Here is a 26206-nt window from a genome sequence, read left to right as displayed (position 1 = left end):
CGGTTATCCCGCCGCCTGCATAGTGGCCCACCACGCGGGCTCGGCTTCAATTTGGCCTTCCGAATTGACGTGCGGGTAAGGCAGCCCTTTGCGTTTCGCGACTTTCGCCAGCACCGGGTAACCCCCTTCGAACAGCAGGCGCTGCTGCTCTTCATCCGGCAGCATGCTGTTTTCACGCTGGTACATACCGGCGTTTTGCCGCTGACGCTGCGCTTCATACAGAATTAATGCTGAGGCCACGGAAACGTTGAGCGACTGCACCATGCCGATCATCGGAATGATGATGTCCTGATCCGCCAGATCCAGGGCTTCCTGAGTGATCCCAGTTTTCTCCTGGCCCATCAGAATGCAGGTCGGGCGCGTGTAGTCAATCTCGCGAAAGTCGACCGCTTTGTCCGACAGATGCGTGGCGAGTACCTGCATGCCACGCGCTTTCAGCACGCCGACAGCATCGCCAATGGTACGGTGTGTTTTCACTTCCACCCAGCTATTACTGCCTGCGGCGGAGGAGGCCATAGTGCGCATGCGGTTGCCCGGCCAGACAGCGTGGACTTCATGCACGCCGACGGCGTCCGCAGTGCGGATAATGGCAGAGACGTTATGGGGCTTGTGAACCTGCTCCATGCAAACTGTCAGATCGGGCTGACGTCTGGCGAGCATCTCGCGAATACGCGCATAACGTTGAGAATTCATAGAATTAGTTTCTGTTGCGGGTGACTTTAATCACATCCGGCATCACGCGGATTTTACGCATGATATTCGCCAGATGGACGCGATCGCGCGCCGTCAGTCGGATGAAAGCGCTGTACACGCGGCCATCTTTCTCTTCCGTATTCAGACTCTGAATGTTGGATGAGGCCGTATTAATTGCCGCCGTGAGGTTGGCCAGCGCTCCCTGATGGTTGAACATATCCACCTTGATTTCGGTGATAAATTCCTGCGCGGTCTCTTTATCCCACTCCACAGCCATAAACTTCTCGGGCTCTTTCTGGTAGCCACGAATATTACGGCAGGACTCATGGTGGATAACCAGCCCTTTACCCGGGCTGACGTGAGCGACAATCGGGTCGCCGGGGATCGGACGGCAGCATTTGGCAAAGGTGATCAGCACGCCATCTGCGCCTTTGATCGGCAAATGACCGTTGCCGCTGGAATTGGACGGCGTTGGCGCGGCTTGCACCGCTTCCCCTTGTTGCAGGTTTTTCGCGACCACAACGCTCATGGCGTTGCCAAGGCCGATTTCAGCCAAAAGATCGTCAAGCGTCGCCAGCTTCATACGCTCAAGCTCGCGCTGAATATGCTCCTGCGGAATTTCGGCCAGCTTGCGGCTGCCGCCTAACGCATGATTCAGCAGGCGGCGACCGAGGCTTACCGAGTCGTCGCGCTTGAGGTTTTTCAGCATCTGACGGATTTTCGCACGCGCTTTTGAGCTGACGACAAAGTTCAGCCATGCGGCATTCGGGCGGGCGCCCGGCGCGGTAATAATCTCTACCGTCTGGCCGCTGGCGAGCGATTGCGACAGCGGATAAGGCTGGCGATCAACGCGTGCGCCGACGCAGGCGTGGCCGATATCCGTATGTACCGCGTAGGCAAAATCCACCGGCGTCGCGCCAGCGGGCAGCTCGACAATGCGGCCTTCCGGGGTGAAAACATAAATCTCATCGGGGAAGAGATCAGATTTAACGCTCTCGATAAATTCAAACGAGCTACCGGCGCTCTGTTGCAGCTCCAGCAGGCTTTGCATCCAGCGCTGAGCGCGGATTTGGGCGGTGGTACTGCTCTCACCGTGCTCTTTATAGGCCCAGTGCGCAGCAACCCCCATTTCCGCCATTTGATCCATATCTTCAGTACGGATCTGCACCTCTACCGGTACGCCATGCGGACCAATCATCGAGGTGTGCAGGGATTGATAGCCGTTCGCTTTCGGAATGGCAATGTAGTCTTTCACGCGGCCAGGACGCGGTTTGTACAGGCTGTGCATCTGGCCCAGCACGCGATAACAGGTATCCAGGTCATGAACGATAACGCGGAAAGCGTAAATATCCATGATCGAGTGAAAGCGTTGCTCTTTCAGCACCATCTTGCAATAGATGGAATAGAGGTGCTTTTCACGACCGCTAACACGGCAGGGAATGCCCGCTTCCTGTAAACGCCCTTCGATTTCCGAGAGGATTTTTTGGATCATCTCTTTGCGGTTGCCGCGCGCGGCTTTCACCACTTCTTTAATCACGCGATAGCGGTTCGGGTACAACGCTTCGAAACCCAGCTCTTCCAGCTCGGTTTTGATGTGGTGAATACCTAAACGGTGCGCCAGTGGACTATAGATTTCGAGGGTTTCACGGGCGATGCGGCGACGCTTGTCCGGGCGAAGCGAGCCCAGCGTACGCATGTTATGGGTGCGGTCGGCCAGTTTGATCAGGATGACGCGGATATCCTGCACCATCGCCATGATCATCTTGCGAAAGTTTTCGGCCTGCGCTTCTTTTTTATCCTGAAACTTGAGCTTATCAAGTTTGGATACCCCTTCCACCAGCTCGGCAACGCTTTTGCCAAACAGTTGTTCCATATCCTGGTAAGTGGCTGGGGTATCTTCAATCACGTCATGCAGTAGCGCGGCCATCAGCGTTTCGTAGTCGAGTTTCATCTCGGCCAGAATACAGGCCACCGCTACCGGGTGCGTGATATAGGGTTCACCGCTTGAACGTGTCTGGCCCTCGTGAGCGTCACGTGCAACGAGATACGCCTGCCTGAGACGTTTAATTTGATCCTCAGGCAGATAGTTTTGAATCAGTTGATTCAGGCTTTCAAACAGATACAAGGGTGACCTGCAGGTTAATTAACGACGACCTTCAGCAATGGCGGTAACGGCCTGCAGTTCTGCGGCTTCCTGCTCTTGCTGTTCCTGGCGCTCACGCACGTCGAGGATCTGGTTGTTGATCAGACCTTCTTCGATTTCGCGCAGCGCGATAACGGTGGTTTTATCGTTTTCTTCCGGTACTAACGGATCTTTACCGCCAACCTGCATCTGACGAGCGCGACGCGCGGCGACCAGCACCAGGTCAAAACGGTTACCTACTTTCTCTACAGCGTCCTGAACAGTTACGCGTGCCATACTTAAAATGCTCCACAGGTGAAGAAATGACTGGGCATGATACTGAAACCAGGCTCAGTCTGCCAATAGTTTGCTGATTAAAGCGTCATGTCGCTGCTTCTGGCGGCTCATACGCAGGCGTTCGGCGCGAATAATGGTTTTCAAATCGCCCAGAGCGGTATCGAAATCATCATTCACAATCAGGTAATCATATTCTGCGTAATGGCTCATTTCCGCAACGGCCTGCGCCATCCGCTTTGCAATTACCTCTTCGCTGTCCTGACCGCGTCCTCTCAGGCGACGATCCAGCTCCAGCTTTGACGGCGGCAGAATAAAGATACTGCGCGCCTGCGGCATGCGGGTGCGAATTTGCTGCGCGCCCTGCCAGTCGATATCCAGGAACACATCCACGCCGGTCGCCAGTACTTGCTCAATGGCTGCGCGGGAGGTGCCGTAAAAGTTGCCAAATACTTCGGCATGTTCAAGAAACGCGTCATCGTTAATCATGGCTTTAAATTCGTCATGATTAACAAAGAAATAGTGTTCGCCGTGCACTTCACCCGGGCGCGGTGCGCGCGTGGTGTGTGAAACAGAAACCTGAGTGTCGTATAACGGTTGGGTTTTCAGCAAAGCCTGGATGAGGCTTGATTTACCCGCGCCGCTGGGGGCGGAAACAATATATAGCGTGCCTTGAGCCATGAGAGTCTTTTGTATGTGAATTGCGAAAGGAAACTTACATACGTGCCTATTATACACATCAGCGCTACGTGACGTAGCATTTGTCACACTTTTTCCCTCTCAGTATGGCATTTTGCGGCCCGCTTTCCTGTTTTGTTTGCAAATTTTCACCACCGTAGCGAATCTCCGGAACCTGCCTCGCAACCGCTCTGTTTATTGATCGAAAGCTATTCCCTCCTGGCGTTATAACGATTGCGCTATCTAAAGGGAGAAATATCTATGTGGAGAAGAGCCGGAGCCGCAGTTTGTCTGTTGCTATGGAGCGCATTCAGCTTTGCAACTTGCCCCGTCTGGTCGCCTTCGCGGGCGCAGGAAGAAGTAAGTCGTTTGCAGCAGCAGCTCGCGCAGTGGAATGCGGCGTACTGGAAATCGGGAGCAAGCGACGTCAGCGATGATGTGTACGATAGGCTAAACGCCCGGCTTGCCTATTGGCAGCGCTGCTTTTCGCTCGAAATATCCTTCAACTCATCAATACCACCTGGCGGTAATACCGCTCATCCTGTTGCGCATACCGGTGTGCGCAAGCTGGCGAATAAGCAGGCGCTGCAACAGTGGATGGCCGGGAAAAAAGATCTCTGGGTACAACCAAAAGTGGATGGCGTAGCGCTCACGCTGGTCTACCGTCAGGGCAAGCTGGTACAGGCGATCAGCCGTGGAAATGGGCTGTCGGGTGAGGACTGGACGGCGAAGGTTCACGCAATCCCGGCGATTCCCAACAATGTTAGCGGCGAGCTGGCGAACAGCGTTTTGCAGGGCGAACTCTTTCTGCGCCGTGAAAACCATATACAGAAACAGTCGGGCGGCTTAAATGCCCGGGCCAGGGTTGCAGGTGCGATGATGCGACGCGACGCTCCGGCCCTGCTTCGTGAGCTGGATTTCTTTGTATGGGCATGGCCGGATGGCCCGGCAACGCTGGCACAACGGCTGGTTGCGCTGAGTAAGAGCGGATTTAGTGAGGTGCTCGATTACAGCGTGCCAGTCAATACTGTGCAGGACGTGGAGCGTTTACGTGCCCGCTGGTTTACCTCACCCTTGCCCTTCGTGACAGACGGTATCGTCGTTCGCTCGGGGGCAGAACCTCAGGGCAAGGCGTGGTTGCCTGGGCACGGCGACTGGGTGGTGGCATGGAAATATGATCCGGTAGAGGAAGTCGCCAGCGTAAAAGATATTCAGTTTGCCGTTGGGCGTACCGGGAAAATTGCCGTCGTTGCACAGCTTGAACCTGTGCAACTGGATGATAAACGCGTCCAGAGGGTCAATCTTGGTTCTGTCCGGCGCTGGCAGGAACTGGATATTGCACCGGGTGATCAGGTTTCTGTAAGTCTTGCCGGGCAGGGGATTCCGCGTCTTAACCGCGTGGTCTGGCGCAGTCTTGTTCGCGAAAAACCGGTTCCACCAGCTCCGCTTTTTTCATCGCTTAGCTGCTTTTATGCCACGGCAGAGTGCAATGAACAGTTTATTGCCCGACTGGTATGGCTAAGTTCTGCAAAAGCACTGGGGATCGAGGGGCTGGGAGAAAGTGGTTGGCGGATGTTGCATCAGACACATCATTTCGAACATCTCTTTTCCTGGCTGGCATTAACAAAGGAGCAGTTGCAGGCGACGCCCGGTATTTCTCCCGCTCGCGGACTAAAGCTTTGGCACCGTTTTAACGTGGTACGCCAATATCCTTTTATCCGTTGGGTTAACGCGTTAGGAATTCCTTTGCCTCAGGCTGCATTAAATGCGCAGGGCATCAGCCTTTGGCAAGAACTTGTCGGCAAGACAGAGCAAGAATGGCTTACGCTGCCAGGCGTGGGGACAGAGCGTGTTCGGCAGATACGGCGCTGGTTAAGTCTGCCGGAAGTGACATCACTGGCGGACTGGCTGGCAAAACAGAAAGTACAAGGATTTACCGTGGGCAGTGAATAGCCATTCGATATTTTTAGAGATAAATCAATTGAACAGCGTCACATTAAATTTGGACAACAACGCTGGTTTTTAATAAAAAGAGCCAGCAGTAATGCACTGGCTCTTCCTGCTAATGACAGTTTTTTTATTATTTAAAAAGGTTGCCAACAGCCGTAATTAATGCGCTTGTCAGGCCATTACAACCATTGGCAATGTTTGCTTTGGCATCAGTAAAATTCAGCGACAATAATTGACCGATACCTGTGCCAATCTGGCTGGTATAGCTGCCGAAGTTAGTAGACAGACCAATTTTTGATGTGAGGTAGTCGGCAAGATTTCCTGCCTGGAAACCTAAAAAGCTACCAATGGAGGCCAGGCTCGCACCGGAAACTGCTGCAATTTCTTGAGTGTTTAATTCACGCATTTCTTTTCCCTTGAATAAATGTCTTGGTGACGTTTTAATTTTATTTTTCTCAAGAAAGATAAGTCAATATTTATTCTTTTGATTTGGGTTTATCGAACATGTTCTATTTTTTAACAGTGTGATTTATTTCTCGGTGTTAATAATTTAATTTCTTTTATTTTTTATAATAATATGTCTTGTGTAGGTGGTGAGAAAAATATGATTTTTAGTTATCGGGATAAAACAGGCTTGCCAGAGCGGCGACAATACAATTAGTATCGCCTTTGGTAAATAAAGGACGGCTGGTTATGAAGATTTTTCTTTTACAGTAATGATTTGTCGGAATTTTAATGCGATTTGAGCATGACCTGTTGTCACTTTATTTGTGAATGGAATTGTGGGTCGATGTTTATCGATAAATAAATGAAGGAATAACCAGTGACAGGGAGTTCGGATGTTTACTGTGTTGTGTTATTAAATTCATTTTATTGGTGCAGTTGTTAATCGAATAGCAACAGCATTTATAACCATGGCTTCAATCCTTCTTCCCGGACGAATATTGTTTATTTTTCTGGGTGTCAGTTTTTCTTTAATTACTGATTGACAACAATTTCCGTATACAGACATGCACAAATAACTAAAGATCATATTCAGAGGTTACAATGAAACAAAAACGTTATTTAGTTAAAGTAACACCTATTGCTACTGCGGTTATTTTGTCATTGCCGTTGGTCGTCCATGCGGACATGATTAACAGTAATCGCGCAGCAGCGGCCAGAGCTGTTAATAATGTGCCAGTTATAGATATCAATAAAGCGAATGAAAATGGGCTCTCGCATAATATCTATGACAAATTGAATGTGGGAAAGGAAGGGGTAATATTTAATAATAGCACCAATGGTGCCAATACGGCTCTCGGCGGAATGATAAGCGGTAACAGTAACCTGACTTCCGGTAGCGCCAAAATTATTCTCAACGAAGTGCGTTCGGGCCGTAGTAACCTGGCCGGCATGCTGGAAGTTGCGGGTGATGAAGCACATCTGATCATTGCAAACCCATCGGGTATCACCTGTTCGGGCTGCGGCTTTATTAATACCAATAAGGTGACGTTAACCTCCGGGACGCCTGATGTGCAGAATGGCGTACTGAAAGGATACGCCGTTAATAGCGGTGATATTAGCGTTGAGGCTCAGTTGCTTAATGAGTCCCCAACGGAACTTATTACTCGTGCTGTGACGGTCAATGGTTATGTCGGCGTAGCTAAAGATCTGACGCTCGTTCTGGGCAATAACTATGTCAATACGAACAATCAAATCACGGGCAGCGTGAGAGCTGAAGGTTTCCGTAAAAGCAATAGCCTCGACGTTGCGAAGCTGGGGGGAATGTATGCGGACAAAATCACGCTTATCAGCACAGAACAAGGCGCTGGCGTAAATAATAGCGGTGTGATCGCCGCGGGTAAGGGAGGCTTTACCCTTGATGCCCAGGGCCAGTTACATAATAAAAATGCGTCGATTAAATCAAATGCCACTGTTCTGATGAAGCTGGCTGGCGATCTTGATAACTCTGGCGGCAGTATTGCCAGTGACGCGTCAGTGTACATTGATACTGCCAAAAATACGTTAAACAATTCTGGCCTTGGTAATATTCAGGCAGGTAAAGACATCGCAATCAGTAGCGGCTATCTGAACAACATGAACGGCAAAATGGCTTCGGCTGGGTTGCTGGCGATCAACACCAATGGTAATACACTGCGTAACTCCGGAACGGAAAAAACATACGGTCTGACCGGTGGAATCGTTGCTCTCGAAACAGGGTTCTTTGACAATAGCGATGGACAGATTAACGGCGGCTATATTGGCATTAACTCTCTGAATACCGCAAACAGAAATGGTACTATGGATGCGATTCAGAATATCGAGTTAGTTAATAATAGTTATAATACTATCGACAATACCGGTGGTCGTATCCGTACTGTAAATGGTCATATCAAAATTGATGCTAAAAACAGTACTCTGATTAACAATAATACGAAGACCGCCGATGTTGGCAGCAGTGATTCTCGCGGGATTATTGCCGGTGATGGTGGCATTATGATTTCATCCTATGCGCTGGAAAATAATGGTCAAATTTCATCGAATGGTAATATCGATATTAAGAGCAGCTATAATATCGATAATCACTACGGCAAAATCTCTTCAGAGAAAAACGTTAACGTTGAAACAAAAAATCTGGTTAACTATGCAAGCAGCATCGGTGCTGTGGGTAATTTAAGCGTTGCTGCATCCGGCAAACTTGAAAACTATGTGGGTGTGCTCCGTTCTGATGAAGGAACACTGAGCATAAACGGCGGGTTAATTGATAACTACGGCGGCATGTTGCTCGGTAAAGATATCAATATTACTGCTACAGGTGATGTGAACAGCAACGCAGCGCTGGTTGTTGCTGTTAATGATATCAACATCACCACCAAAGGTAATCTTTTTAATAATAATGGTAACAGCTATGGCGATCCGTATGGGTTCTATTTTGGTATGGCTGACCAAAAAGGCGGGCTCATCGGTAAACGTTCAGTTAATCTGACCGCAAAAAATATCTATAGCGAAAATAGCCGTATTATTGCTCAGGCAGGTACATTAGATGTTACTACCACCGGTTTGTTCTCTAATGCCAATAGCCAGACAGTAGGGGGCGCGGCAGCAAATATTAAAGCTAATGCTATAAACAATGACTACGCCGTTATCAAGTCTTATGGTGATGTTAATATCTCCACCGCATCACTGGATAACCGCAGCTCCGGTAGCGCCAAAAATGGCAATCTGACGGGTGTTATCACTGCGGATAAAGATTTGGTAGTGACAATGAGCGATTCTTTTGAGAACAAAGGATATCTTGTTGGGAAAAATAAAGTTTCATTTACCACGACAAAGGGTTCATTAACTAACAGAAATACTATTTCTTCTGATAATGAAGTGAACTTCAACGTAGCGAACAACCTGAATAACTATGGCGATATTTTTGCCGGTAAAGTTATTAACATCAAAGCGGGTGGCGGTGTTTATAACTATAGCAATCTTTTCAGTAATGGTGTTGTTAATATCACGGCACAGTCGGTGAATAACCTGCTCGGGGTTATTGGCGGCGTTCAGGGGTTAAACTCCAGTGTTCCTGTGAGCAATATTTTGGGTACGGTTGTCGGTAAGTAGTTCTGATATCAATGTTCCACATAAAAGCAGCAGCAATGCTGCTTTTATGGAACAACACCGGAAGATTATCATTCGTAGACGATGTGTCCTCTATCCGGTATAAAACTCAACAAAAAAGCCATTTTTTAAATGGCTTTTTTAATGATAAAGCTACAGAGCGAAAAAGATTACTCGATATTCTGAATCTGCTCGCGCATCTGCTCAATCAACACTTTCAGTTCAATAGCGGAATTGGTGACTTCAGCATTAATCGACTTGGATGCCAGCGTGTTTGATTCACGGTTGAACTCCTGCATCATAAAGTCGAGGCGACGACCCACGGCTTCTTTTTTCTTCAGAATGTTGTAGGTCTCTTTTACGTGCGCTTCGAGCCGGTCCAGTTCTTCGGCCACATCGATACGCTGCGCCATCAGCACCAGTTCCTGCTCAAGGCGATTATTCTCCAGTTGTACCTGCGCCTCTTCGAGCTTGGCAACCAGCCGCTCGCGCTGCCATTGCAGGATTTCCGGCATATGCGCACGCACTTTGGCGACTTCGGTACTTACACCTTCCAGACGCTGCTCGATGAGCGCTTTCAGCGCCTGGCCTTCGGTTTCACGGGCGACGATAAAGTCATCCAGCGTACCGTCCAGCGCAGCGAGAATTTGTGTCGCAATGGCATCCAAATCCTGTTCTTGTGCGGCCATCACGCCAGGCCAGCGCAGGATATCTACCGGATTAATTTCCCCTTCGTCACTCTGCAATTTCACCCAGTTGGCGGCAGATACCAGCTGTTTAGCCAGTTTTTCGTTGAGGATAAGTTCCCCTTGCGCGCTGGAATCGGGTTCAAAACGCAGGTTGCACTCCACTTTGCCGCGAGTCAGACGGGTACGAAGACGTTCACGGACAACCGGTTCAAGGCTGCGGAATTGCTCCGGCAGGCGGAAGTAAGTTTCCAGATAACGCTGGTTTACCGAGCGCAGTTCCCAGGAGGCTGAGCCCCATTCACCCTTGATTTCACGCCGGGCGTAGGCGGTCATACTGCGGATCATAGACGTTCCCGTTTTTAAAGAGAGATGCGGGGATTATAGCTTTCGTGGCCTTATCAGGATAGGAATAACCACGCTAAGCCAGTATAATGCGCAGCCACATTCGAATAGCCGGAGAAATCATCATGCGTCCAGCAGGTCGTAGCGCCACTCAGGTACGTCCCGTCACCCTGACCCGTAACTATACAAAACACGCTGAAGGCTCCGTGCTGGTTGAATTTGGTGATACCAAAGTGCTGTGCACCGCCTCTATTGAAGAAGGTGTGCCGCGTTTCCTGAAAGGTCAGGGACAGGGTTGGATCACCGCGGAATATGGCATGCTGCCGCGTTCCACCCATACCCGCAACGCGCGTGAAGCCGCAAAAGGCAAACAGGGCGGTCGCACTATGGAAATCCAGCGCCTGATTGCCCGTGCGCTGCGTGCAGCGGTTGACCTGAACGCGTTGGGTGAATTCACCATCACGCTCGACTGCGACGTGCTCCAGGCCGATGGCGGCACCCGTACCGCGTCTATTACCGGTGCTTGTGTGGCGCTGGCGGATGCACTGAACAAACTGGTTGCGGCCGGGAAACTGAAAACCAATCCGATGAAAGGCATGGTTGCCGCCGTATCCGTGGGTATCGTTAACGGCGAGGCCGTGTGCGATCTGGAGTATGTGGAAGACTCCGCCGCCGGGACCGATATGAACGTGGTGATGACCGAAGATGGCCGCATGATTGAAGTTCAGGGCACGGCGGAAGGCGAACCGTTCACCCACGAAGAGTTATTGGCCCTGCTGGCGCTGGCCAGAGGGGGAATCGAATCGATTATCGCGACGCAGAAAGCGGCGCTGGCGAATTAATTATAAGGGCGACTGAGAGTCGCCCTTTTTTTTGCGCGTCATACTTCACGCAGCCTCTTTGTTAGCGGCAGGCTCTGGTTGCCTTCGCGATGCTGCGCGAACTATTTTGCGTAATCTGTAAATTGAAAAGTGAGATGAGGAGCGAATCCATGAAAGCGTATCAGCGTCAGTTTATTGAATTTGCGCTTAATAAGCAGGTACTGAAGTTTGGCGAGTTCACGCTGAAATCCGGGCGTAAAAGCCCCTATTTCTTCAACGCCGGGCTATTTAATACCGGGCGCGATCTGGCTCTGTTAGGCCGTTTTTACGCCGAAGCGTTGGTGGATTCCGGGATTGATTTCGACCTGCTGTTTGGCCCGGCTTATAAAGGTATTCCGATTGCGACTACCACTGCGGTGGCGCTGGCGGAACATCATGAGCGCGATGTACCGTACTGCTTTAACCGTAAAGAAGCGAAAGATCATGGTGAAGGCGGTAATCTGGTCGGCAGCGCGTTACAGGGCCGTGTAATGCTGGTGGATGACGTCATTACCGCGGGCACCGCTATCCGCGAGTCGATGGAAATTATCCAGGCCAATGGCGCGACGCTGGCAGGCGTGCTGATTTCGCTGGATCGCCAGGAGCGCGGCCGCGCTGATATCTCCGCGATTCAAGAAGTGGAGCGTGATTACGGCTGCAAAGTGATTTCAATTATCACGCTGAAAGATTTGATTGCGTATCTGGAAGAGAAGCCGGAGATGGCCGATCACCTGGCTGCGGTTCGCGCGTATCGCGAACAGTACGGCGTATAACCGTAGCGCCCGGCAGGAGGTGCCTGCCGGGCGTGTGTCATAACAGTTTTGTGCCCTGCGTGTTCACATAGAGTGAATAAACTGAAGTGCTGGAGGCCATAAACAGGCGATTACGCTGTTCGCCGCCAAAGCAGAGATTGGCACAGCGCTCCGGCAAATGAATCATGCCAATCGCTTTTCCCTGCGTATTGAAGATGCGCACGCCGTCCAGTTCTTCCGTACCCATTCCCCAGCCGCACCACAGATTGCCGTCCATATCGCAGGCAATACCGTCGGCCGTGCCGTTGCCGCAGTCGATATGTACGCGCTTATTTTTCAGCTGGTTATCGACAATGTCCCACGCCAGAATCAGCCGGTTTGGCGTGGCGCGGCTCTCTACGACATACAACGTTTTTTCGTCTGGCGAGAAGCAGATACCGTTCGGGCCTTTGACATCGCCAAGGATCACTTCCAGTTTGCGGGTTTGTGGATCGAGCCGGTAGACATTCTGCGGGAGCTGCGCTGCCGCTTTATGCCCTTCGTAAAACCCGGCAATGCCAAATGGCGGATCGGTAAACCAGATGGTGCCATCTGATTTCACCGCGATATCGTTTGGCGAGTTCAGCGGTTTGCCGTCAAAGCTGTCGGCTAGCACCGTAATCGTACCGTCATACTCGGTGCGCGTGATCCGCCGGGTATCGTGCTCGCAGCTGATCAGCCGCCCTTGCCTGTCACGGGCGTGGCCGTTGGCATTATTTGACGGATGGCGAAAAACGCGGGTTTCACCGGTGGCTTCATCCCAGCGCATCACCGCATTGTTGGGGATGTCACTCCACAACAGCATACGCATATCGCCAAACCATACTGGCCCTTCCGCCCATCGGCAGCCAGTGGCGATTTGCTCCACTTTAGCGCTGGAAACCATATAGTTTCGAAAGCTGTCATCCAGCGCGACGATACTGGGATCGGGGTAGCGAGCGGAAGGAGCCCAGGCAGCAATGCTTTTCTGGCTGAGGAGTAATGACGCGGTAGCAATTCCGCTCAGTTTCAACAGTTCCCGACGTGATGTTGCCATCAAGCGTCTCCTTATTTGTAGGGTATTTAAGAGGTTATTTCGCTTAAGTGGAACGATATTGTCAAAGAGAGGTTAGGAAATAGTGGGCGGTGCAACATCTGGCATCTCAACGAATTGCGTTGGGCCTTTTCACAGATTGCCGGAAAATGAGAATGCAGCCACAAAGGCTGCATAAAGAGAGATTATTGCAGTTGCGCGGCGAGCAGCGGCCAGCGGGCGTCAAAATCGTCGGTTGGGCTGTATTTAAATTCACTGCGCACATAGCGCGACAGCATCCCTTCACAAAACGCCAGCAACTGGCTTGCCAGCAGCGTTTCGTCAGTGGCATAGGCCTCGCCTTCGCGCATTTTGCGCTCGCGCAGGACCTGGCGCAGCTGCGCTTCAATGCGTTCGAAGAGCTGGTTAATGCGCCCTTGCAAGCGATCCTGTTCAAACATCAGCGCATGGCCGGTCATGATGCGCGTTAAGCCAGGGTTACGTTCACCGAAGCCGAGGATTAGCTGCATAATCAGGCGCAGGCGCGTGGTGGTGTCTTTCTCATCCTTTAAAATCAGATTAATGCGGGTGATCAGGCTATCCTCGATAAACTCAATCAGGCTATCGAACATGCGCGTTTTACTGGGGAAATGACGGTACAGCGCGGCTTCGGATACGCCAACGGAAGCGGCCAGTTTCGCGGTAGTAATACGCTGGCTTCCATCGCTGGATTCCAGCATCAGCGCCAGAGACTGAAGTATTTCCTCGCGGCGATTCCTTTTCGCAGTTTGTTTTTCTGCCATGTTCTAAAATACCCCTGAAAATAAACACTTGTCAGGCGAGCGACCACACGGCGACCGCAAACAAGGTGCGTTTGCGGTGATGTTATCGCGTTATTTCGCCGTGTGATGCGTTAAATAGAGCGGTTTACTGACGCCCGGAATGGCCAAAGCCGCCTTCGCCGCGTTCAGTCGCGTCGAACTCTTCCACCAGATTAAATTCGGCCTGCACAACCGGTACAAACACCATTTGTGCGATGCGTTCGCCCGGAACGATAGTGAAGCTGTCCTGGCCGCGGTTCCAGACGGAAACCATCAGTTGTCCCTGATAATCCGAGTCAATCAGACCAACCAGATTACCCAGCACCACGCCATGCTTATGGCCCAGCCCTGAACGCGGCAGAATAACCGCAGCGAGCGACGGATCGGCAATATGAATTGCCAGACCGGTTGGCAGCAACGTTGTTGCGCCTGGCGCCAGCTCTACGGCGTCGTCGAGACAGGCGCGCAGGTCAAGTCCGGCGGAACCGGAGGTGGCATAAGTCGGTAGCGGAAATTGCTTGCCGACACGCGGGTCCAGAATCTTAACGTCGATTTTTTTCATCATAACGGGTAACGATCTCGTCCAGTAATTGGTGGCCCAGAAGTTCTTTGCGTTCCAGCGGCAGACGTTTGTCGCCCTCCTGCCAGAAAAGATGTAATGCGTTGTTGTCGCTATTAAAGCCTTGATCTGATTGGGAAACATCGTTAGCGCAAATCAGGTCAAGGTTTTTGCGGGCGCGTTTCTGCCGGGCATATTCTTCCACATTATTTGTTTCGGCGGCAAACCCCACGACAAAGGGGCGATGGGCAGAAAGTGCGGCAACGCCAGCGACGATATCCGGGTTTTTTACCATTTTTATCGTGATTTCATCGCCTTGCTTTTTAATTTTCTCTTCCGCCACGCTGGCTGCGCGGTAATCCGCGACGGCGGCGCAGCCGATAAAAATGTGCTGTTGCTGTGCGCTACGCTGCACGGCCGCTTCCATCTCCAGCGCGGTGGTGACATCTATGCGTTGCACCAGCGCAGGCGTCGGCAGCGTGACCGGGCCTGCAACCAGCGTGACGTTCGCCCCGCGGCTGGCGGCGGCGGCGGCAATGGCGAAGCCCATCTTACCGGAGCTGAGATTAGTAATGTAACGCACCGGATCCAACGGCTCACGGGTCGGGCCGGCGGTAATCATGATGTTCAGATGTTGCAGATCTTTGACAGGTGAAAAATACGCGGCTGCCATATCAACGATCGTCAGCGGATCCAGCATGCGGCCAGGGCCAACATCGCCACAGGCCTGACTGCCGCTGTCCGGCCCCCAGAGCAGCAGACCGCGTGAGGCCAGCACCTGCAAATTATGCTGGGTTGCTGCGGCACGATACATTTGCTGGTTCATCGCTGGTACTACCGCGACAGGAGAAGGGGTGGCGAGGCAAATCGTGGAAACCAGGTCGTTGGCCATTCCGGCGGCGACGCGGGCAATCAAATCGGCGGTGGCGGGCGCCAGAATCACCAGATCGGCCCATTTACCGAGCTCGATATGGCCCATTGCCGCTTCGGCAGCGGGATCGAGCAGGCTGTCGGAAACCGGATACCCGGAAACGGCTTGCAGGCTCAGCGGGGTAATGAAGGCTTTGGCGCCTTCGGTCATTACCACGCGAACTTCCGCGCCGCGATCGCGCAGACGGCGCACCAACTCAGGCGCTTTGTAAGCCGCAATACCGCCGCTTACGCCGAGGACAATTTTTTTACCCGCCAGACTGATCATGATTCTTTCCTGTTGGATTTCACCAGAAGCTGGGCATTTTATCACAATCCTGATGTTGTCGTGCTTTTGCCCGCAGAGCACTTTGCGAGGCATTACGCAGGCTTTGAAATTGGTTGTCGAAGGAGGGGGCGTGAAATGGCACCATAAACGTGGGATCGGGAGGAGGGAATATGGACATTGTTTTGACACCCCAGAAGCCGCGCGAAAAGATGATGCAGTACGGCATTGAGACACTATCGGATGTGGAGTTATTAGCGCTTTTTCTGCGCACCGGAACGCGAGGAAAGTGTGTAATAACCGTTGCCCGCGAACTGCTGAAGCAATTTGGTTCGCTTTATACATTGCTCTCTTCCGAGCTGGAAGATTTTCAGGATGTACACGGAATCGGCGTGGCGAAATATGCGCAGTTAAGGGGCATCGGCGAGCTGGCGCGTCGTTACTATAATGCGCGCCTGCTGGAAGAGAGCTCGTTACTAAGCCCTGATATGACGCGTGAATTCTTGCAGAGTCAGCTAGCGGGAGAAGAGCGCGAGATCTTTATGGTGATCCTGATGGATAACCAGAACCGGATACTGAAGCACTGCCGGTTGTTTAGCGGCACCATTAACCATGTCGAAGTGCATCCGCGGGAAATTCTGCGTGAAGCGTTAAAAGTGAATGCAGCCGCCGTGATCCTCGCGCATAATCACCCTTCAGGTAACGCTGAGCCAAGCAAGGCGGATAAGCAAATCACTGAGCGAGTGATAAAATGCTGCCAGTTCATGGACATCCGTGTGCTTGATCACCTGGTTGTCGGTCGCGGGGAGTGCGTTTCGTTTGCAGAACGCGGCTGGATTTAAGCCATTTTAGGCGATCCACCGGGATCTTTGTCTGTTCGGGACTTGAGCACACCGCCGACTCAGCGTATACTACGCCACCTTTGAGAATCTCGGGTTTGGCATTTGGGCCTGGCAATCGAGAGTTCACTTAGACACTAAATCATTCAAGTTGCATCAAGGCGGCAAGAGAGTGAATCCCTGTGAACGTACATAAGTACGTGACCTGGATAAGCGAGTGCAGCCAATGCAGAGGCAGCCTGAAAGATGGTGTGTAGAACTGCGATGACCGGGCTGTAAAGCCTGACGAGGCGCCGATACCCCATACGAAGCTCGAGCTAATTTGATTTTTGGAGAATAGACATGTCCCGAGTCTGCCAAGTTACTGGCAAGCGTCCGGTGACCGGTAACAACCGTTCCCACGCACTGAACGCGACTAAACGCCGTTTCCTGCCGAACCTGCACTCTCACCGTTTCTGGGTTGAGAGCGAGAAGCGTTTTGTCACCCTGCGCGTATCTGCTAAAGGTATGCGTGTAATTGATAAGAAAGGCATCGATACAGTTCTGTCTGAACTGCGTGCCCGTGGCGAAAAGTACTAAGTACTTAGAGGATATAAATCATGGCTAAAGGTATTCGTGAGAAAATCAAGCTGGTTTCTTCCGCTGGTACTGGTCACTTCTACACCACCACGAAGAACAAACGTACTAAGCCGGAAAAACTGGAACTGAAAAAATTCGATCCAGTTGTCCGTCAGCACGTGCTGTACAAAGAAGCTAAAATCAAATAATTTTAGTTTTCTTGCACAAAAACCCCGCACTGTCGGGGTTTTTGCATTTCTGATAACCCGCAAGCCGGAGATGAGATGCCTGAATTACCCGAAGTAGAAACCAGCCGCCGGGGTATCGAACCGCACCTGGTTGGCGAAACCATTCTTCATGCGGTGGTACGCAACGGGCGATTACGCTGGCCGGTTTCCGATGAGATCCACGCCCTGAGCGATAAACCGGTGCTGAGCGTTCAGCGTCGCGCGAAATATCTGCTGCTGGAGCTGCCGGATGGCTGGATCATCATCCACCTGGGTATGTCCGGCAGTTTACGCATCCTTCCCCATGAGCTTCCGGCTGAAAAGCATGACCATGTTGATCTGGTGATGAGCAACGGCAAAGTGCTGCGTTACACCGATCCTCGCCGCTTTGGCGCATGGCTGTGGACCAAAGAGCTGGAAGGCCACAATGTGCTGGCACATCTTGGCCCTGAACCGTTAAGCGAAGCCTTTAATGCCGATTATTTGCAGCAGAAGTGCGCGAAGAAAAAAACGGCTATCAAACCCTGGCTGATGGATAACAAGCTGGTGGTCGGTGTAGGAAACATTTACGCCAGCGAATCGCTGTTCGCCGCCGGGATCCACCCGGATCGCCTGGCCTCTTCGCTGTCGCGTCAGGAGTGTGAAATGCTGGTGCGGGTGATCAAAGCCGTGCTGTTGCGATCCATTGAACAGGGCGGAACCACGCTGAAAGATTTTCTGCAAAGCGACGGGAAACCAGGCTATTTCGCGCAGGAGTTACAGGTATACGGGCGGGAAGGGGAACCTTGTCGCGTCTGCGGTACGCCGATTATGGCCGCGAAGCACGCGCAGCGCTCAACGTTTTACTGTCGCCGCTGCCAGAAATAAGCGTGTTTTTTGCCGGATGGCGGCTGCGGAATGCTGTTGTGCTTTGCTAAATGGCGGCTCTATTTTTCAGGCACACCGGTGCGGCAGGCCTGATAAGCGAAGCGCCATCAGACTCTAAGCTTCTCCAGCAAAGCCTGGTGCACGTTCGGCGGCAGGAAGTGGGCGACATCACCCTGGTGGCGCGCCACTTCTTTCACCAGCGATGAAGAGATAAACGACCACTCTTTCGACGGCATCAGAAACACGCTTTCCAGTTCCGGCATCAGATGGCGGTTCATATGCGCCAGCTGCATTTCGTACTCGAAATCTGCAACGGCACGCAGACCGCGGATCAGAATATTTGCCTGCTGTGCGCGGGCAAAGTTCGCCATCAAATCACTGAATCCCACTACCGTAACGTTCGGTAAATGCGCCGTTGCCGATTGTGCCAGCGCTACGCGTTCTTCAAGGTTGAACATCGGCTTCTTACTTGGGCTGGCGGCAATAGCCAGTACCACTTCAGTAAACATGGTCGCCGCGCGGGTCACGATATCAATGTGGCCATTGGTGATCGGATCGAAAGTACCGGGATAAATCGCTTTTGTACTCATCGCTTATCCTTTCTCTGAATAACCGTGGTTCAGCGCCCACAGCTCGGTGTATTTATTAAACGTATACTGCGCGTTAACCACCGCCAGCAGCCAGCCCTGTTTGCCGTCGAGCACGCCGCCGCGCAGCAGCAACGTTTTTGCGAATGCGCCCAAAGTATGAGCGAAAATCCCCGGCAGCGAGGTTTTTTTCCCGCGCTGATGGCGTTCCTGCGCCCACGCCGTGGCGTAATTGAGCTGCTTGCGCTGGAAACTGGCGAAATCACGACAGGTCAGATGCAGTAAATCACCGCTCAGGGCGATGATCTGCGCCTGTGGCGCATCGAGTGACTCATGAACGCGGTTATCGTTGTACTGGTAACGTTCGCGTTCGTACAGGCGCGTGACGCGATCCGGATACCAGCCGCTGTGGCGCATAAAACGCCCGAGAAAGTAATTGCGACGAGCAATGCTGTACACCGCGCCTGGCTGCGGCGCAGCCAGCGCCTGACGCAGTTGTTCTGCCAGCTCAGGGGTTACGCGCTCGTCGGTATCAATCATCAGAATATAGTCGCCGCTGGCATAACGCTGGGCAATTTGACGCTGAATGCCATAACCCTGCCAGTCGGTATGGCTGAAGACTTTAGCACCGGCGCGGCTGGCAATGCCGGGGGTGTCGTCGCGGCTGCCGGAATCCAGCAGCACGATCTCATCCGCCCAGGCTACGGACGCAAGGCAATCGGGCAGCAGATCCGCCGCATCTTTGGCGATCATCACCACCGACAAACGTCTGGACATTAATGGCTCCGCTGAGGCAAATACGGTTGCAGGAGTTGCAGCAGACGCGCCAGCGCGCCCTGGTTCTGGTGCAGAACCTCAACGGCATGGCGACCGTACCATAAGCGGTAGTCTTCATCCGTCAGCAGTGTGGAAACTTCCTTCACCAGCGAATCGGCATCGGTCACAGTGATCAGCCCTTCCGCTTCCTGCAAACGTGCGCAAATATCTTTGAAGTTAAAGGTATACGGCCCCATCAGCACCGGAATGGCATGGGCTGCGGGTTCCAGAGGATTATGACCGCCGCGCTCAACCAGGCTGCCGCCGACGAAAGCAATATCGGCAATACCGTACAGCAGCATCAGTTCGCCCATGGTATCGCCAATAACCACCTGGGTGCTGCCGGACGGGATCTCGCCCGAGCTGCGCAGGGTGTAGCTGAATCCGGCTTTTTGCGCCATGTTGCGCGCATCCGGAAAACGCTCAGGATGGCGAGGAACCAGGATCAGCAGCAAATCGGGGAATGTCTCCAGCAGCTTGCGGTGCGCCTGCAAAATAATTGCTTCTTCACCTTCATGCGTACTGGTGGCAATCCATACTTGACGGCGCGGCGCCCACTGGCGGCGCAGCGTCACGGCGCGCGCGGCAAGTTCCGGCGTCACAGAAATATCGAACTTCAGGCTACCGGTGACGGTTAGTTGATTGCGTTTCAGGCCCAGTTGCAGGAAACGGTCGCCATCTTCCTGGTTTTGCGCGGCAATTAAGGTAATTTTGCTGAGCAAACGACGCATCGCTTTACCCAACCGGGCATAGCCTTTCGCCGAGCGCTCGGAAAGGCGCGCGTTAGCAATTACCAGCGGAATTTGCCGGGCATGAAGGGCAGAAATCATATTCGGCCACAGCTCGGTTTCCATTACGATCACCAGCTTCGGGCGTACGGTATTCAGGAAACGGTTCATGGCGCACGGCAGATCGTAGGGCAAATAAACGTGATGAACGTCTTTACCAAACGCGGACATCACGCGTTCCGAGCCGGTTGGCGTCATGGTGGTGACGGTGATCGGTAATGCAGGGTAGCGATGACGCAGTGCGCGCACCAGCGGGATGGCCGCCAGGGTTTCGCCTACGGAGACGGAATGCAGCAAAATACCGTCCGGCTTCACTTTGTTACGACAAAATCCATAGCGTTCAGCCCAACGCTTACGGTAAGCAGGGGCTTTGCGGCTGCGAAGTAATAATCGCAACCACACCAGAGGCTGTATTAAGTAAAGCAGGGTGGTATACAACAATTCCAAGCGACTATCCGTTTTTTTAAGATTCGGCGGGCAAATTCTAAGCATTTAGGACAGCTAAAGCTATACCTTATGCCAGATACCTTTTGAGACGGAAGTAGCGGCGGCCAAGGCGCCAGCGCAAACGTGGACTTTTTGCACTTTTCCAGATGAGCTTCCAGATGCCTTTCTCGAAAAACTCGCGAATGATCATCGCCTTTTTGCTTTCATCCTTCATGTTATCAAAGGTATGGATGATGCCGAGCCCTTCTTTGGCTATCTGCCAGTAACATGCCGGTATATTTTTGACTTTATCCGCATAGCGCTGGTTAATGGCGTCCAGCATTTGCAGGATTTTCATGTAGTGGCGCGCCGAGCGAATCAGCGTGTCGTCAGTGTCCGGCATATGCGAAACAGACGCTGAGTGGATGTAGTAATCGTAAAATTGCTCGCTGGTGTATTGCACGCGCTCGGCAGCGAGCAGGACTTCCGTTGTCCAGGGAATATCCTGGTGGCGAAGACCCGGTTCGAAATGAAAGTTATGCTGACGAATGAAATCGTGGCGATAGATATTCAGCCAGGTGACATGCAGGAATTTACGTGAATCCAGAGCCTGCTTAAGCCATGCCGGGCCGGTCACTACAGCCGTTGACTGTAACTTTTCAGGCGGAAAAATTGGACGGGTAGGTTTTTTATCGTTTTCCCAGACATAGTTACCGTTACAGGTCGCAACATCCAGATTCCCCGTGTTGGCCATATCAAGCAGGCGCTGATACATACCGGGTTTGAAAACGTCATCAATGTCCGGGAAAGAGAGGTATTTTCCCTTTGCGCAGGCCAGCCCGGAATTGCGGGCAACCGATACGCCCTGGTTTTCTTGCTCAATAATCTGTAACTGCGGTAGTCGATCGCGCCATTGCTCCACGATCTGCATCGATCCATCCGTAGAACCATCATTAACAATGATCACTTCCATGCTGTCGATTTTTTGCGCGACGAGGCAAGTGAAAAACTGGTCGAGGAATGCTTCGCCGTTATAGACGGCAACCACCACGCTTAACATAGGCGCTGAAATTTGCATAAGAAACCTGATTACTTATTATTTTCCGCCAGAGCAAGATACTGCTGGCAAATCGCGTTGATACCGTAAGATGAAATTTTCTCGCCATCTATTCCATGGGAAGTATTGGCATACATATCGGATAACGTTTTTGCCAGCGACTCGTCGCTCAGGCCGCTCAGGCCGCGAGCAAGTGGCCCCGTCAAAATCTCCGCCGGCCCACCTGGGCAGTTAGTGCTGACCGGTGGTGTCTGGCAGATAATCGCCTCGACCAGAACATTACCAAATCCTTCGCAGTCCGAGCTTAACACTAAGAGGCGGGCGCCTTTGATCCAGGGATAGGGATTAGGTACAAATGAACGAAACACCACCCTGTCAGCGATTCCGAGGCTGCCGGCAAGCGCCTTTAACTGGGCGATTTTTGCCTCTGAGCCGTTACCCATCATCACTAAAGGCGCCTCGATTTTGCTAAGCGCATAAGCGCGCAGCAAGCGGTCGTGCCTTTTGTGTTCGTGGAAACGTCCAACGTGAATCAGGTAGTCCTGCCCCTGCATTTCAAACGGCTGTTCGGCCAGTTCCTGGATAGCTTCAATATCGAAGGGGTTATGGATAACCGCGCTGCGACGCAGAGGGATTGCCAGCGTGTCGGAAAGATCGTGCAGCACGGCTGACGAGACGGCCACCACATTGCGGTTTTCGTAGGTGTGCCGAATCTTCAGATGCTTAAACCAGCGGGAAAACCCACGGCGGTGGCAAAGATAGGAAAATGAGAACATGCCGTGAATACAAAACCAGACTTTGTCGCGATCAAGCGCGCGGCTATGGGCGACAATACGGTCGGTTTTATGCAGATGGGAAAAAACAATATCAAACTTTCCGCTACGTTCTGCCGTAGTAATCGCTTCATCTAACAGCTTTGCACGACGTGGGATCTCTGTAAGCTTGCGCCAGGGTTTTTTGCATTTATCCTGAATTACCTGGAAATCCACACCTTCGGGGATGGGGTAATCGCACACTTTACGCAGTGAGAAAAGCGAGACCTGGTGTCCCATTTCCACTAAGCCGCTGGAGAGCGTGAGGACGGTTTTTTCTGCGCCTCCACCGGGTAAGCCATCAATAATCATCAGGATGCGCATATTAATCCAGAATATTTTGATAAAGCGAAATTAGCTGGCTTGACAGCTTTCCTGGGGTTGAGTCCTTAACCTTATCGCGGGCTTTCCTGCCCATTTCATTACTCTTTTCCAGTGATGGAATGGCCATCACAGCCTCTCTTAACTTGCCGATATCAAGGGCATCACAGAAGAAACCATTACTTCCTTGCTCTATAAATTCCGCTCCACCGCAGCTATTCGACGTGATGACGGGTAAACCGCATGCCATCGCTTCCAGAATGACGTTTGGGAAAGGATCATACAACGTTGGTAGCAACAGGCCATCGCAAACTTGATAAAAAGGCAACGTCTCTTTTTGCATACCCATAAACCGGATCTGTTCTTTACAACCCAGTGACTGGGCAAGCGCCTGATAACGCTTTTCTGCTTTATCCTGGCCTATGACAATCAGATAAGCCGTAGTCCCTGCTATCGCCTCAATCGCTGCAGCGAGGCCTTTTCGTTCAAAACCCGAGCCAACAAAGCAAAAAACAGTGGCAGCCGCAGGAAGCCCATACTGCTGGCGCAATGCTGCACGCTGCGCGCTCTCCGCCGGAATGAAACGGCTGGAATCTATTGAATTATAAATGACATGAATCTTTTTTGCGTCAACAGAAAAGTCTTCTATGATTTCTCGCTTAATCATCTCCGCATTGCAGATGACCGCTTTCAGCTCTGGCGATTGATACATTTCGCGTTCGGCGTGCATGACATAGCGGTGATAGCGGTCATGCATCAGCATTTTTGCACGCCAACCGGGAAGAATACGCGAACGCTGCCGGAGCCAACGTTGATGCACGCCGTCGCCGGCGCGATAGATATCGCAACCCGCAATACGCTCGTGACTCTGAACGATATCAAATTGCTGCTTCTGCCATAGCGCGCGTGCAGCGTTAGCAAAGCCCCTTTCCCGGCTAATACGCCCCCATTTGGCGGGATTGCAAATATGGATGTGCCAGTCGTCCTGGCGTTCCCCTTGCCATTCGCGGGTGATGACGTTTAATTCCAGATCCTGATTACCCAGCGCCATGAGCGCACGGGAAACAAAGCGCTCCGCCCCGCCATCAGGCCGATATTTTTGACGAACAATAGCCAGACGATGACGTTTCATGCCAGACACCTCTTCGCTGCATCGACAACCGCATCAACGGGGATGGCGTCGAGATAACGTTCACTGGTTTTGGTATCAACGGCGTCAGGGTCGGGAAGCGGTCCAAAATCACCCGCCCAGATAACTTCGCCATTGACCTGCCAGGGCGACCAGAAAGTGAGTTTTGACGGGCCGAAAAGCGCAACGCAGGGCGTTTGCAATGCTGCGGCCATATGCATGGGCACAGAATCAACGCCGATAAACAGGTCGGCATGATCGATAAGCGACGCAAGCTGGCGCAGCGAGAGCTTGCCTGCCAGCGAGATAACGCCAGTCTGCGGCGATGCGTTGAGGATCCTGTCAACCATCGACAGCTCTTTTTTATCCGGTCCGGCCGTCAACACAATGGTATGGCCTTCCTGCCGCAGCGCCGTGATAGTTTGCGCCATTTTGTTCTCATCCCAGCATTTGAAGAACCAGCGTGATGTTGGCTGAATGACGATATAGCGATCGCTGATGCCTTGTGCTGTCAGCTGTTGCCGGGCGAAATTCCAGTCATCTGCGCTGTAACTCATCGTCACCGTTGAGACGGGAGGAACCGATAGGGGAGAAAGAATAGATAAATTCTGCTCAACGGTATGCAGCGCATTGTGGTTTGCAACGGAAACCAGTTCGGTATGACAAAAGCGCCAAAAGGCGTTTTTACGTTTATTGAAGCCGAAGCCGAGACGAACCGGTGCGCCGGTAAAGCGAGTAACGATAGCGCTGCGCCATTGATCGGCAAGGTTTATCACCAGATGATATTGGCGGGCCCTGAGGGCGCACAGTAACTGCCACTCTTTTTGCAAATGTTTGAGCGTACCAAGTTGCTTCCATTTGCGATCGATACCATAAATCGTATTAATCGCCGGGTGCGCTGCCAGCATGTCGCGTGTTTCTTCGTATAGCAGGACATCAATTTGCGCATTCGGCAAGCGCTGGCGAAGCGAGTTTATCACCGGAGTCGTCAGCAACATGTCGCCATGATGACGAAGTTTAATCAATAAAATGCGTAAATCAGGCGTATTCAGTATGTTATTCATCATCGTCTTATCGGCAACAACCTGCCTGCAATTCTAATAGACCTGATGTTGTCTTGCACTCTTTCTCCATGCCGTCAGGATTTTATCTCTAAGGGTTTACTCATTGTGATGAGAGTGCGTAACATAGCGCTGACCTTTATTTTACCTGGGCTAAATATGGATAAACCGGCGTTTATCATCACGATTGATACAGAGGGTGATAACCTCTGGCAAAATCGCCGCGAGATCAAAACGGAGAACGCGCGGTATCTGGCACGTTTCCAGTCATTGTGTGAGCGTTTCGGGTTTAAACCTGTCTGGCTAACCAATTATGAAATGGCAACCGATCCGGCGTTTGTTGAGTTCGCGAAAGATGTCATCGCACGGGGGGAAGGGGAGGTTGGGATGCACCTTCATGCATGGAATAGCCCCCCGGATCATGATTTAACGGGCGATGACTGGCGCTGGCAGCCCTATCTGATTGAATATCCCTCGGCAGTATTGCGTGAAAAAGTCTGTTTTATGACGCAGTTACTTGAGGATACATTCAACACCAAAATGTTGAGTCATCGCGCCGGGCGCTGGGCGTTCGACAGCCGCTACGCGAAATTGCTTATCGAACTGGGCTACCAGGTAGACTGTTCAGTTACACCTCGTGTTAACTGGCGTAATGCGAAAGGCGCGCCGCAAGGTTCGGGTGGTACGGATTACCAGCACTTCCCGCAGCATGCCTATTTCCTTGATGTTGATGATATTTCTAAGCCCGGAACCAGTTCTCTGCTTGAGGTTCCGATGAGCATTCAATATAAGCATCCCGCGTGGCTCAACGCGATTAAGCAGAGCTACGATCGGTTGCGCGGCAAATACCGTTCGCCTTCGGTGAACTGGCTACGCCCTTCTGGCGGGAATACAGCACAGATGATTGATGTTGCGCAAAAATGTCTGGCGCAAGGGAATGGATACGTCGAGTTTATGCTGCATTCATCAGAATTTATGCCGGGCGGCAGCCCAACCTTTAAGGATGAAGCCGCGATTGAGGGGCTGTATCGGGATCTTGAAGAGCTGTTTGAGTGGCTGGCTGCCAGAACACAAGGTATGACGCTGGCCGGGTTTTATCAGCAGCAGAAATAAAAAATGCCCGA

26 protein-coding genes are annotated in these 26206 nt (G+C 52.0%); 9 read left to right on the top strand and 17 right to left on the bottom strand.

Annotation, left to right across the window (positions count from 1 at the left end; all coding sequences use genetic code 11):
- Positions 1–3: 3 nt before the first annotated feature.
- The 4 genes from trmH to gmk are packed head-to-tail and all read right to left on the bottom strand — an operon-like array spanning position 4 to position 3790.
- Positions 4–693 carry a tRNA (guanosine(18)-2'-O)-methyltransferase TrmH gene (gene trmH, locus C0557_RS25330; protein WP_208662217.1) on the bottom strand — a complete coding sequence of 230 codons (690 nt, stop codon included), beginning with the start codon at positions 691–693 and terminating at the stop codon, positions 4–6.
- Positions 694–697: 4 nt separating this feature from the next.
- Positions 698–2818: a bifunctional GTP diphosphokinase/guanosine-3',5'-bis pyrophosphate 3'-pyrophosphohydrolase gene (spoT, locus tag C0557_RS25325; RefSeq protein WP_074776287.1), complete on the bottom strand. Its 2121-nt coding sequence runs from the start codon at positions 2816–2818 to the stop codon at positions 698–700.
- Between the two features lie 18 nt (positions 2819–2836).
- Positions 2837–3112 (bottom strand): DNA-directed RNA polymerase subunit omega, encoded by a 276-nt coding sequence (gene rpoZ, locus C0557_RS25320; RefSeq protein WP_007369481.1) that lies wholly within the window; start codon positions 3110–3112, stop codon positions 2837–2839.
- Positions 3113–3166: 54 nt separating this feature from the next.
- Complete coding sequence (gene gmk / locus C0557_RS25315) at positions 3167–3790, bottom strand: guanylate kinase (protein ID WP_208662215.1); 624 nt, start codon at positions 3788–3790, stop codon at positions 3167–3169.
- A gap of 258 nt (positions 3791–4048) precedes the next feature.
- Here gmk and ligB point away from each other — a divergent pair, with 258 nt between their 5' ends.
- Positions 4049–5740, top strand: coding sequence for an NAD-dependent DNA ligase LigB (gene ligB, locus C0557_RS25310; protein ID WP_208662213.1), 1692 nt, complete (start codon positions 4049–4051; stop codon positions 5738–5740).
- Between the two features lie 127 nt (positions 5741–5867).
- Here ligB and C0557_RS25305 read toward each other — a convergent pair whose 3' ends face one another.
- Complete coding sequence (locus tag C0557_RS25305; RefSeq protein ID WP_208662205.1) at positions 5868–6143, bottom strand: hypothetical protein; 276 nt, start codon at positions 6141–6143, stop codon at positions 5868–5870.
- A 641-nt stretch (positions 6144–6784) separates the two neighbouring features.
- On the opposite strand from C0557_RS25305, the gene C0557_RS25300 reads away from it, so the two are divergent.
- Positions 6785–9328, top strand: a complete 2544-nt coding sequence (locus tag C0557_RS25300; protein WP_208662197.1) for a filamentous hemagglutinin N-terminal domain-containing protein — start codon at positions 6785–6787, stop codon at positions 9326–9328.
- 167 nt (positions 9329–9495) lie between these two features.
- Here C0557_RS25300 and C0557_RS25295 read toward each other — a convergent pair whose 3' ends face one another.
- Positions 9496–10359, bottom strand: a complete 864-nt coding sequence (locus tag C0557_RS25295) for a YicC/YloC family endoribonuclease (protein ID WP_074776283.1) — start codon at positions 10357–10359, stop codon at positions 9496–9498.
- A 122-nt stretch (positions 10360–10481) separates the two neighbouring features.
- Here C0557_RS25295 and rph point away from each other — a divergent pair, with 122 nt between their 5' ends.
- Complete coding sequence (gene rph / locus C0557_RS25290) at positions 10482–11198, top strand: ribonuclease PH (protein WP_208662195.1); 717 nt, start codon at positions 10482–10484, stop codon at positions 11196–11198.
- Positions 11199–11347: 149 nt separating this feature from the next.
- The gene (pyrE, locus tag C0557_RS25285) at positions 11348–11989 is read left to right on the top strand and encodes an orotate phosphoribosyltransferase (protein WP_007369488.1); all 642 of its coding nucleotides are present in this window, start codon (positions 11348–11350) and stop codon (positions 11987–11989) included.
- 37 nt (positions 11990–12026) lie between these two features.
- Here the strand turns inward: pyrE and C0557_RS25280 are convergent, their stop codons facing one another.
- From C0557_RS25280 to coaBC, 4 genes are all read right to left on the bottom strand, one after another.
- Positions 12027–13043 (bottom strand): SMP-30/gluconolactonase/LRE family protein, encoded by a 1017-nt coding sequence (locus C0557_RS25280; RefSeq protein ID WP_208662193.1) that lies wholly within the window; start codon positions 13041–13043, stop codon positions 12027–12029.
- 182 nt (positions 13044–13225) lie between these two features.
- Entirely contained in the window at positions 13226–13822 is a 597-nt protein-coding gene (slmA, locus tag C0557_RS25275) for a nucleoid occlusion factor SlmA (protein ID WP_074776281.1), read from the bottom strand.
- Between the two features lie 124 nt (positions 13823–13946).
- On the bottom strand, positions 13947–14405 hold the full coding sequence (gene dut, locus C0557_RS25270; RefSeq protein ID WP_035886792.1) for a dUTP diphosphatase: 459 nt from the start codon (positions 14403–14405) through the stop codon (positions 13947–13949).
- On the bottom strand, positions 14383–15597 hold the full coding sequence (gene coaBC, locus C0557_RS25265) for a bifunctional phosphopantothenoylcysteine decarboxylase/phosphopantothenate--cysteine ligase CoaBC (protein WP_208662185.1): 1215 nt from the start codon (positions 15595–15597) through the stop codon (positions 14383–14385). The genes dut and coaBC overlap by 23 nt, the downstream gene beginning before the upstream one ends.
- 170 nt (positions 15598–15767) lie before the next feature.
- Here coaBC and radC point away from each other — a divergent pair, with 170 nt between their 5' ends.
- The 4 genes from radC (at position 15768) to mutM (ending at position 18085) form a co-directional block, all read left to right on the top strand.
- Positions 15768–16436 (top strand): DNA repair protein RadC, encoded by a 669-nt coding sequence (gene radC / locus C0557_RS25260; protein WP_074776279.1) that lies wholly within the window; start codon positions 15768–15770, stop codon positions 16434–16436.
- Positions 16437–16775: 339 nt separating this feature from the next.
- Positions 16776–17012 carry a 50S ribosomal protein L28 gene (rpmB, locus tag C0557_RS25255; protein WP_002436699.1) on the top strand — a complete coding sequence of 79 codons (237 nt, stop codon included), beginning with the start codon at positions 16776–16778 and terminating at the stop codon, positions 17010–17012.
- Positions 17013–17032: 20 nt separating this feature from the next.
- Positions 17033–17200 (top strand): 50S ribosomal protein L33, encoded by a 168-nt coding sequence (rpmG, locus tag C0557_RS25250; protein ID WP_003024094.1) that lies wholly within the window; start codon positions 17033–17035, stop codon positions 17198–17200.
- A 75-nt stretch (positions 17201–17275) separates the two neighbouring features.
- The gene (gene mutM, locus C0557_RS25245; RefSeq protein WP_064562721.1) at positions 17276–18085 is read left to right on the top strand and encodes a bifunctional DNA-formamidopyrimidine glycosylase/DNA-(apurinic or apyrimidinic site) lyase; all 810 of its coding nucleotides are present in this window, start codon (positions 17276–17278) and stop codon (positions 18083–18085) included.
- 107 nt (positions 18086–18192) lie between these two features.
- Here the strand turns inward: mutM and coaD are convergent, their stop codons facing one another.
- The 7 genes from coaD to rfaQ form a co-directional block, all read right to left on the bottom strand.
- Entirely contained in the window at positions 18193–18675 is a 483-nt protein-coding gene (coaD, locus tag C0557_RS25240; RefSeq protein ID WP_208662176.1) for a pantetheine-phosphate adenylyltransferase, read from the bottom strand.
- A 3-nt stretch (positions 18676–18678) separates the two neighbouring features.
- The gene (locus tag C0557_RS25235; protein ID WP_208662174.1) at positions 18679–19449 is read right to left on the bottom strand and encodes a glycosyltransferase family 2 protein; all 771 of its coding nucleotides are present in this window, start codon (positions 19447–19449) and stop codon (positions 18679–18681) included.
- Positions 19449–20723, bottom strand: coding sequence for a lipid IV(A) 3-deoxy-D-manno-octulosonic acid transferase (waaA, locus tag C0557_RS25230; RefSeq protein ID WP_208662172.1), 1275 nt, complete (start codon positions 20721–20723; stop codon positions 19449–19451). The genes C0557_RS25235 and waaA overlap by 1 nt, the downstream gene beginning before the upstream one ends.
- Before the next feature lie 67 nt (positions 20724–20790).
- Positions 20791–21780, bottom strand: coding sequence for a glycosyltransferase (locus C0557_RS25225; RefSeq protein WP_208662170.1), 990 nt, complete (start codon positions 21778–21780; stop codon positions 20791–20793).
- Between the two features lie 11 nt (positions 21781–21791).
- Positions 21792–22895 carry a glycosyltransferase gene (locus tag C0557_RS25220; RefSeq protein ID WP_208662168.1) on the bottom strand — a complete coding sequence of 368 codons (1104 nt, stop codon included), beginning with the start codon at positions 22893–22895 and terminating at the stop codon, positions 21792–21794.
- Between the two features lies 1 nt (position 22896).
- Entirely contained in the window at positions 22897–24024 is a 1128-nt protein-coding gene (locus tag C0557_RS25215) for a glycosyltransferase family 4 protein (protein WP_208662160.1), read from the bottom strand.
- Positions 24021–25088: a putative lipopolysaccharide heptosyltransferase III gene (gene rfaQ / locus C0557_RS25210; protein WP_208662158.1), complete on the bottom strand. Its 1068-nt coding sequence runs from the start codon at positions 25086–25088 to the stop codon at positions 24021–24023. The genes C0557_RS25215 and rfaQ overlap by 4 nt, the downstream gene beginning before the upstream one ends.
- 153 nt (positions 25089–25241) lie before the next feature.
- On the opposite strand from rfaQ, the gene C0557_RS25205 reads away from it, so the two are divergent.
- Positions 25242–26195: a polysaccharide deacetylase family protein gene (locus C0557_RS25205; protein WP_208663117.1), complete on the top strand. Its 954-nt coding sequence runs from the start codon at positions 25242–25244 to the stop codon at positions 26193–26195.
- The last annotated feature ends 11 nt before the right edge of the window (positions 26196–26206 follow it).

This window comes from Kosakonia sp. MUSA4 (assembly GCF_013085925.1).
Taxonomy (GTDB): Bacteria; Pseudomonadota; Gammaproteobacteria; order Enterobacterales; family Enterobacteriaceae; genus Kosakonia; species Kosakonia sacchari_B.
This window is presented reverse-complemented; position numbering and strand designations above follow the sequence as displayed.

What these genes read in the sequence shown, in the direction of transcription:
- trmH (WP_208662217.1), bottom strand. Translation starts at nt 693, where the DNA reads ATGAATTCTCAACGTTATGCGCGTATTCGCGAGATGCTCGCCAGACGT.
- rpoZ (WP_007369481.1), bottom strand. Translation starts at nt 3,112, where the DNA reads ATGGCACGCGTAACTGTTCAGGACGCTGTAGAGAAAGTAGGTAACCGT.
- gmk (WP_208662215.1), bottom strand. Translation starts at nt 3,790, where the DNA reads ATGGCTCAAGGCACGCTATATATTGTTTCCGCCCCCAGCGGCGCGGGT.
- ligB (WP_208662213.1), top strand. Translation starts at nt 4,049, where the DNA reads ATGTGGAGAAGAGCCGGAGCCGCAGTTTGTCTGTTGCTATGGAGCGCA.
- C0557_RS25305 (WP_208662205.1), bottom strand. Translation starts at nt 6,143, where the DNA reads ATGCGTGAATTAAACACTCAAGAAATTGCAGCAGTTTCCGGTGCGAGC.
- C0557_RS25300 (WP_208662197.1), top strand. Translation starts at nt 6,785, where the DNA reads ATGAAACAAAAACGTTATTTAGTTAAAGTAACACCTATTGCTACTGCG.
- C0557_RS25295 (WP_074776283.1), bottom strand. Translation starts at nt 10,359, where the DNA reads ATGATCCGCAGTATGACCGCCTACGCCCGGCGTGAAATCAAGGGTGAA.
- rph (WP_208662195.1), top strand. Translation starts at nt 10,482, where the DNA reads ATGCGTCCAGCAGGTCGTAGCGCCACTCAGGTACGTCCCGTCACCCTG.
- pyrE (WP_007369488.1), top strand. Translation starts at nt 11,348, where the DNA reads ATGAAAGCGTATCAGCGTCAGTTTATTGAATTTGCGCTTAATAAGCAG.
- C0557_RS25280 (WP_208662193.1), bottom strand. Translation starts at nt 13,043, where the DNA reads ATGGCAACATCACGTCGGGAACTGTTGAAACTGAGCGGAATTGCTACC.
- slmA (WP_074776281.1), bottom strand. Translation starts at nt 13,822, where the DNA reads ATGGCAGAAAAACAAACTGCGAAAAGGAATCGCCGCGAGGAAATACTT.
- dut (WP_035886792.1), bottom strand. Translation starts at nt 14,405, where the DNA reads ATGATGAAAAAAATCGACGTTAAGATTCTGGACCCGCGTGTCGGCAAG.
- coaBC (WP_208662185.1), bottom strand. Translation starts at nt 15,597, where the DNA reads ATGATCAGTCTGGCGGGTAAAAAAATTGTCCTCGGCGTAAGCGGCGGT.
- radC (WP_074776279.1), top strand. Translation starts at nt 15,768, where the DNA reads ATGGACATTGTTTTGACACCCCAGAAGCCGCGCGAAAAGATGATGCAG.
- rpmB (WP_002436699.1), top strand. Translation starts at nt 16,776, where the DNA reads ATGTCCCGAGTCTGCCAAGTTACTGGCAAGCGTCCGGTGACCGGTAAC.
- rpmG (WP_003024094.1), top strand. Translation starts at nt 17,033, where the DNA reads ATGGCTAAAGGTATTCGTGAGAAAATCAAGCTGGTTTCTTCCGCTGGT.
- mutM (WP_064562721.1), top strand. Translation starts at nt 17,276, where the DNA reads ATGCCTGAATTACCCGAAGTAGAAACCAGCCGCCGGGGTATCGAACCG.
- coaD (WP_208662176.1), bottom strand. Translation starts at nt 18,675, where the DNA reads ATGAGTACAAAAGCGATTTATCCCGGTACTTTCGATCCGATCACCAAT.
- C0557_RS25235 (WP_208662174.1), bottom strand. Translation starts at nt 19,449, where the DNA reads ATGTCCAGACGTTTGTCGGTGGTGATGATCGCCAAAGATGCGGCGGAT.
- C0557_RS25225 (WP_208662170.1), bottom strand. Translation starts at nt 21,780, where the DNA reads ATGCAAATTTCAGCGCCTATGTTAAGCGTGGTGGTTGCCGTCTATAAC.
- C0557_RS25220 (WP_208662168.1), bottom strand. Translation starts at nt 22,895, where the DNA reads ATGCGCATCCTGATGATTATTGATGGCTTACCCGGTGGAGGCGCAGAA.
- C0557_RS25215 (WP_208662160.1), bottom strand. Translation starts at nt 24,024, where the DNA reads ATGAAACGTCATCGTCTGGCTATTGTTCGTCAAAAATATCGGCCTGAT.
- rfaQ (WP_208662158.1), bottom strand. Translation starts at nt 25,088, where the DNA reads ATGATGAATAACATACTGAATACGCCTGATTTACGCATTTTATTGATT.
- C0557_RS25205 (WP_208663117.1), top strand. Translation starts at nt 25,242, where the DNA reads ATGGATAAACCGGCGTTTATCATCACGATTGATACAGAGGGTGATAAC.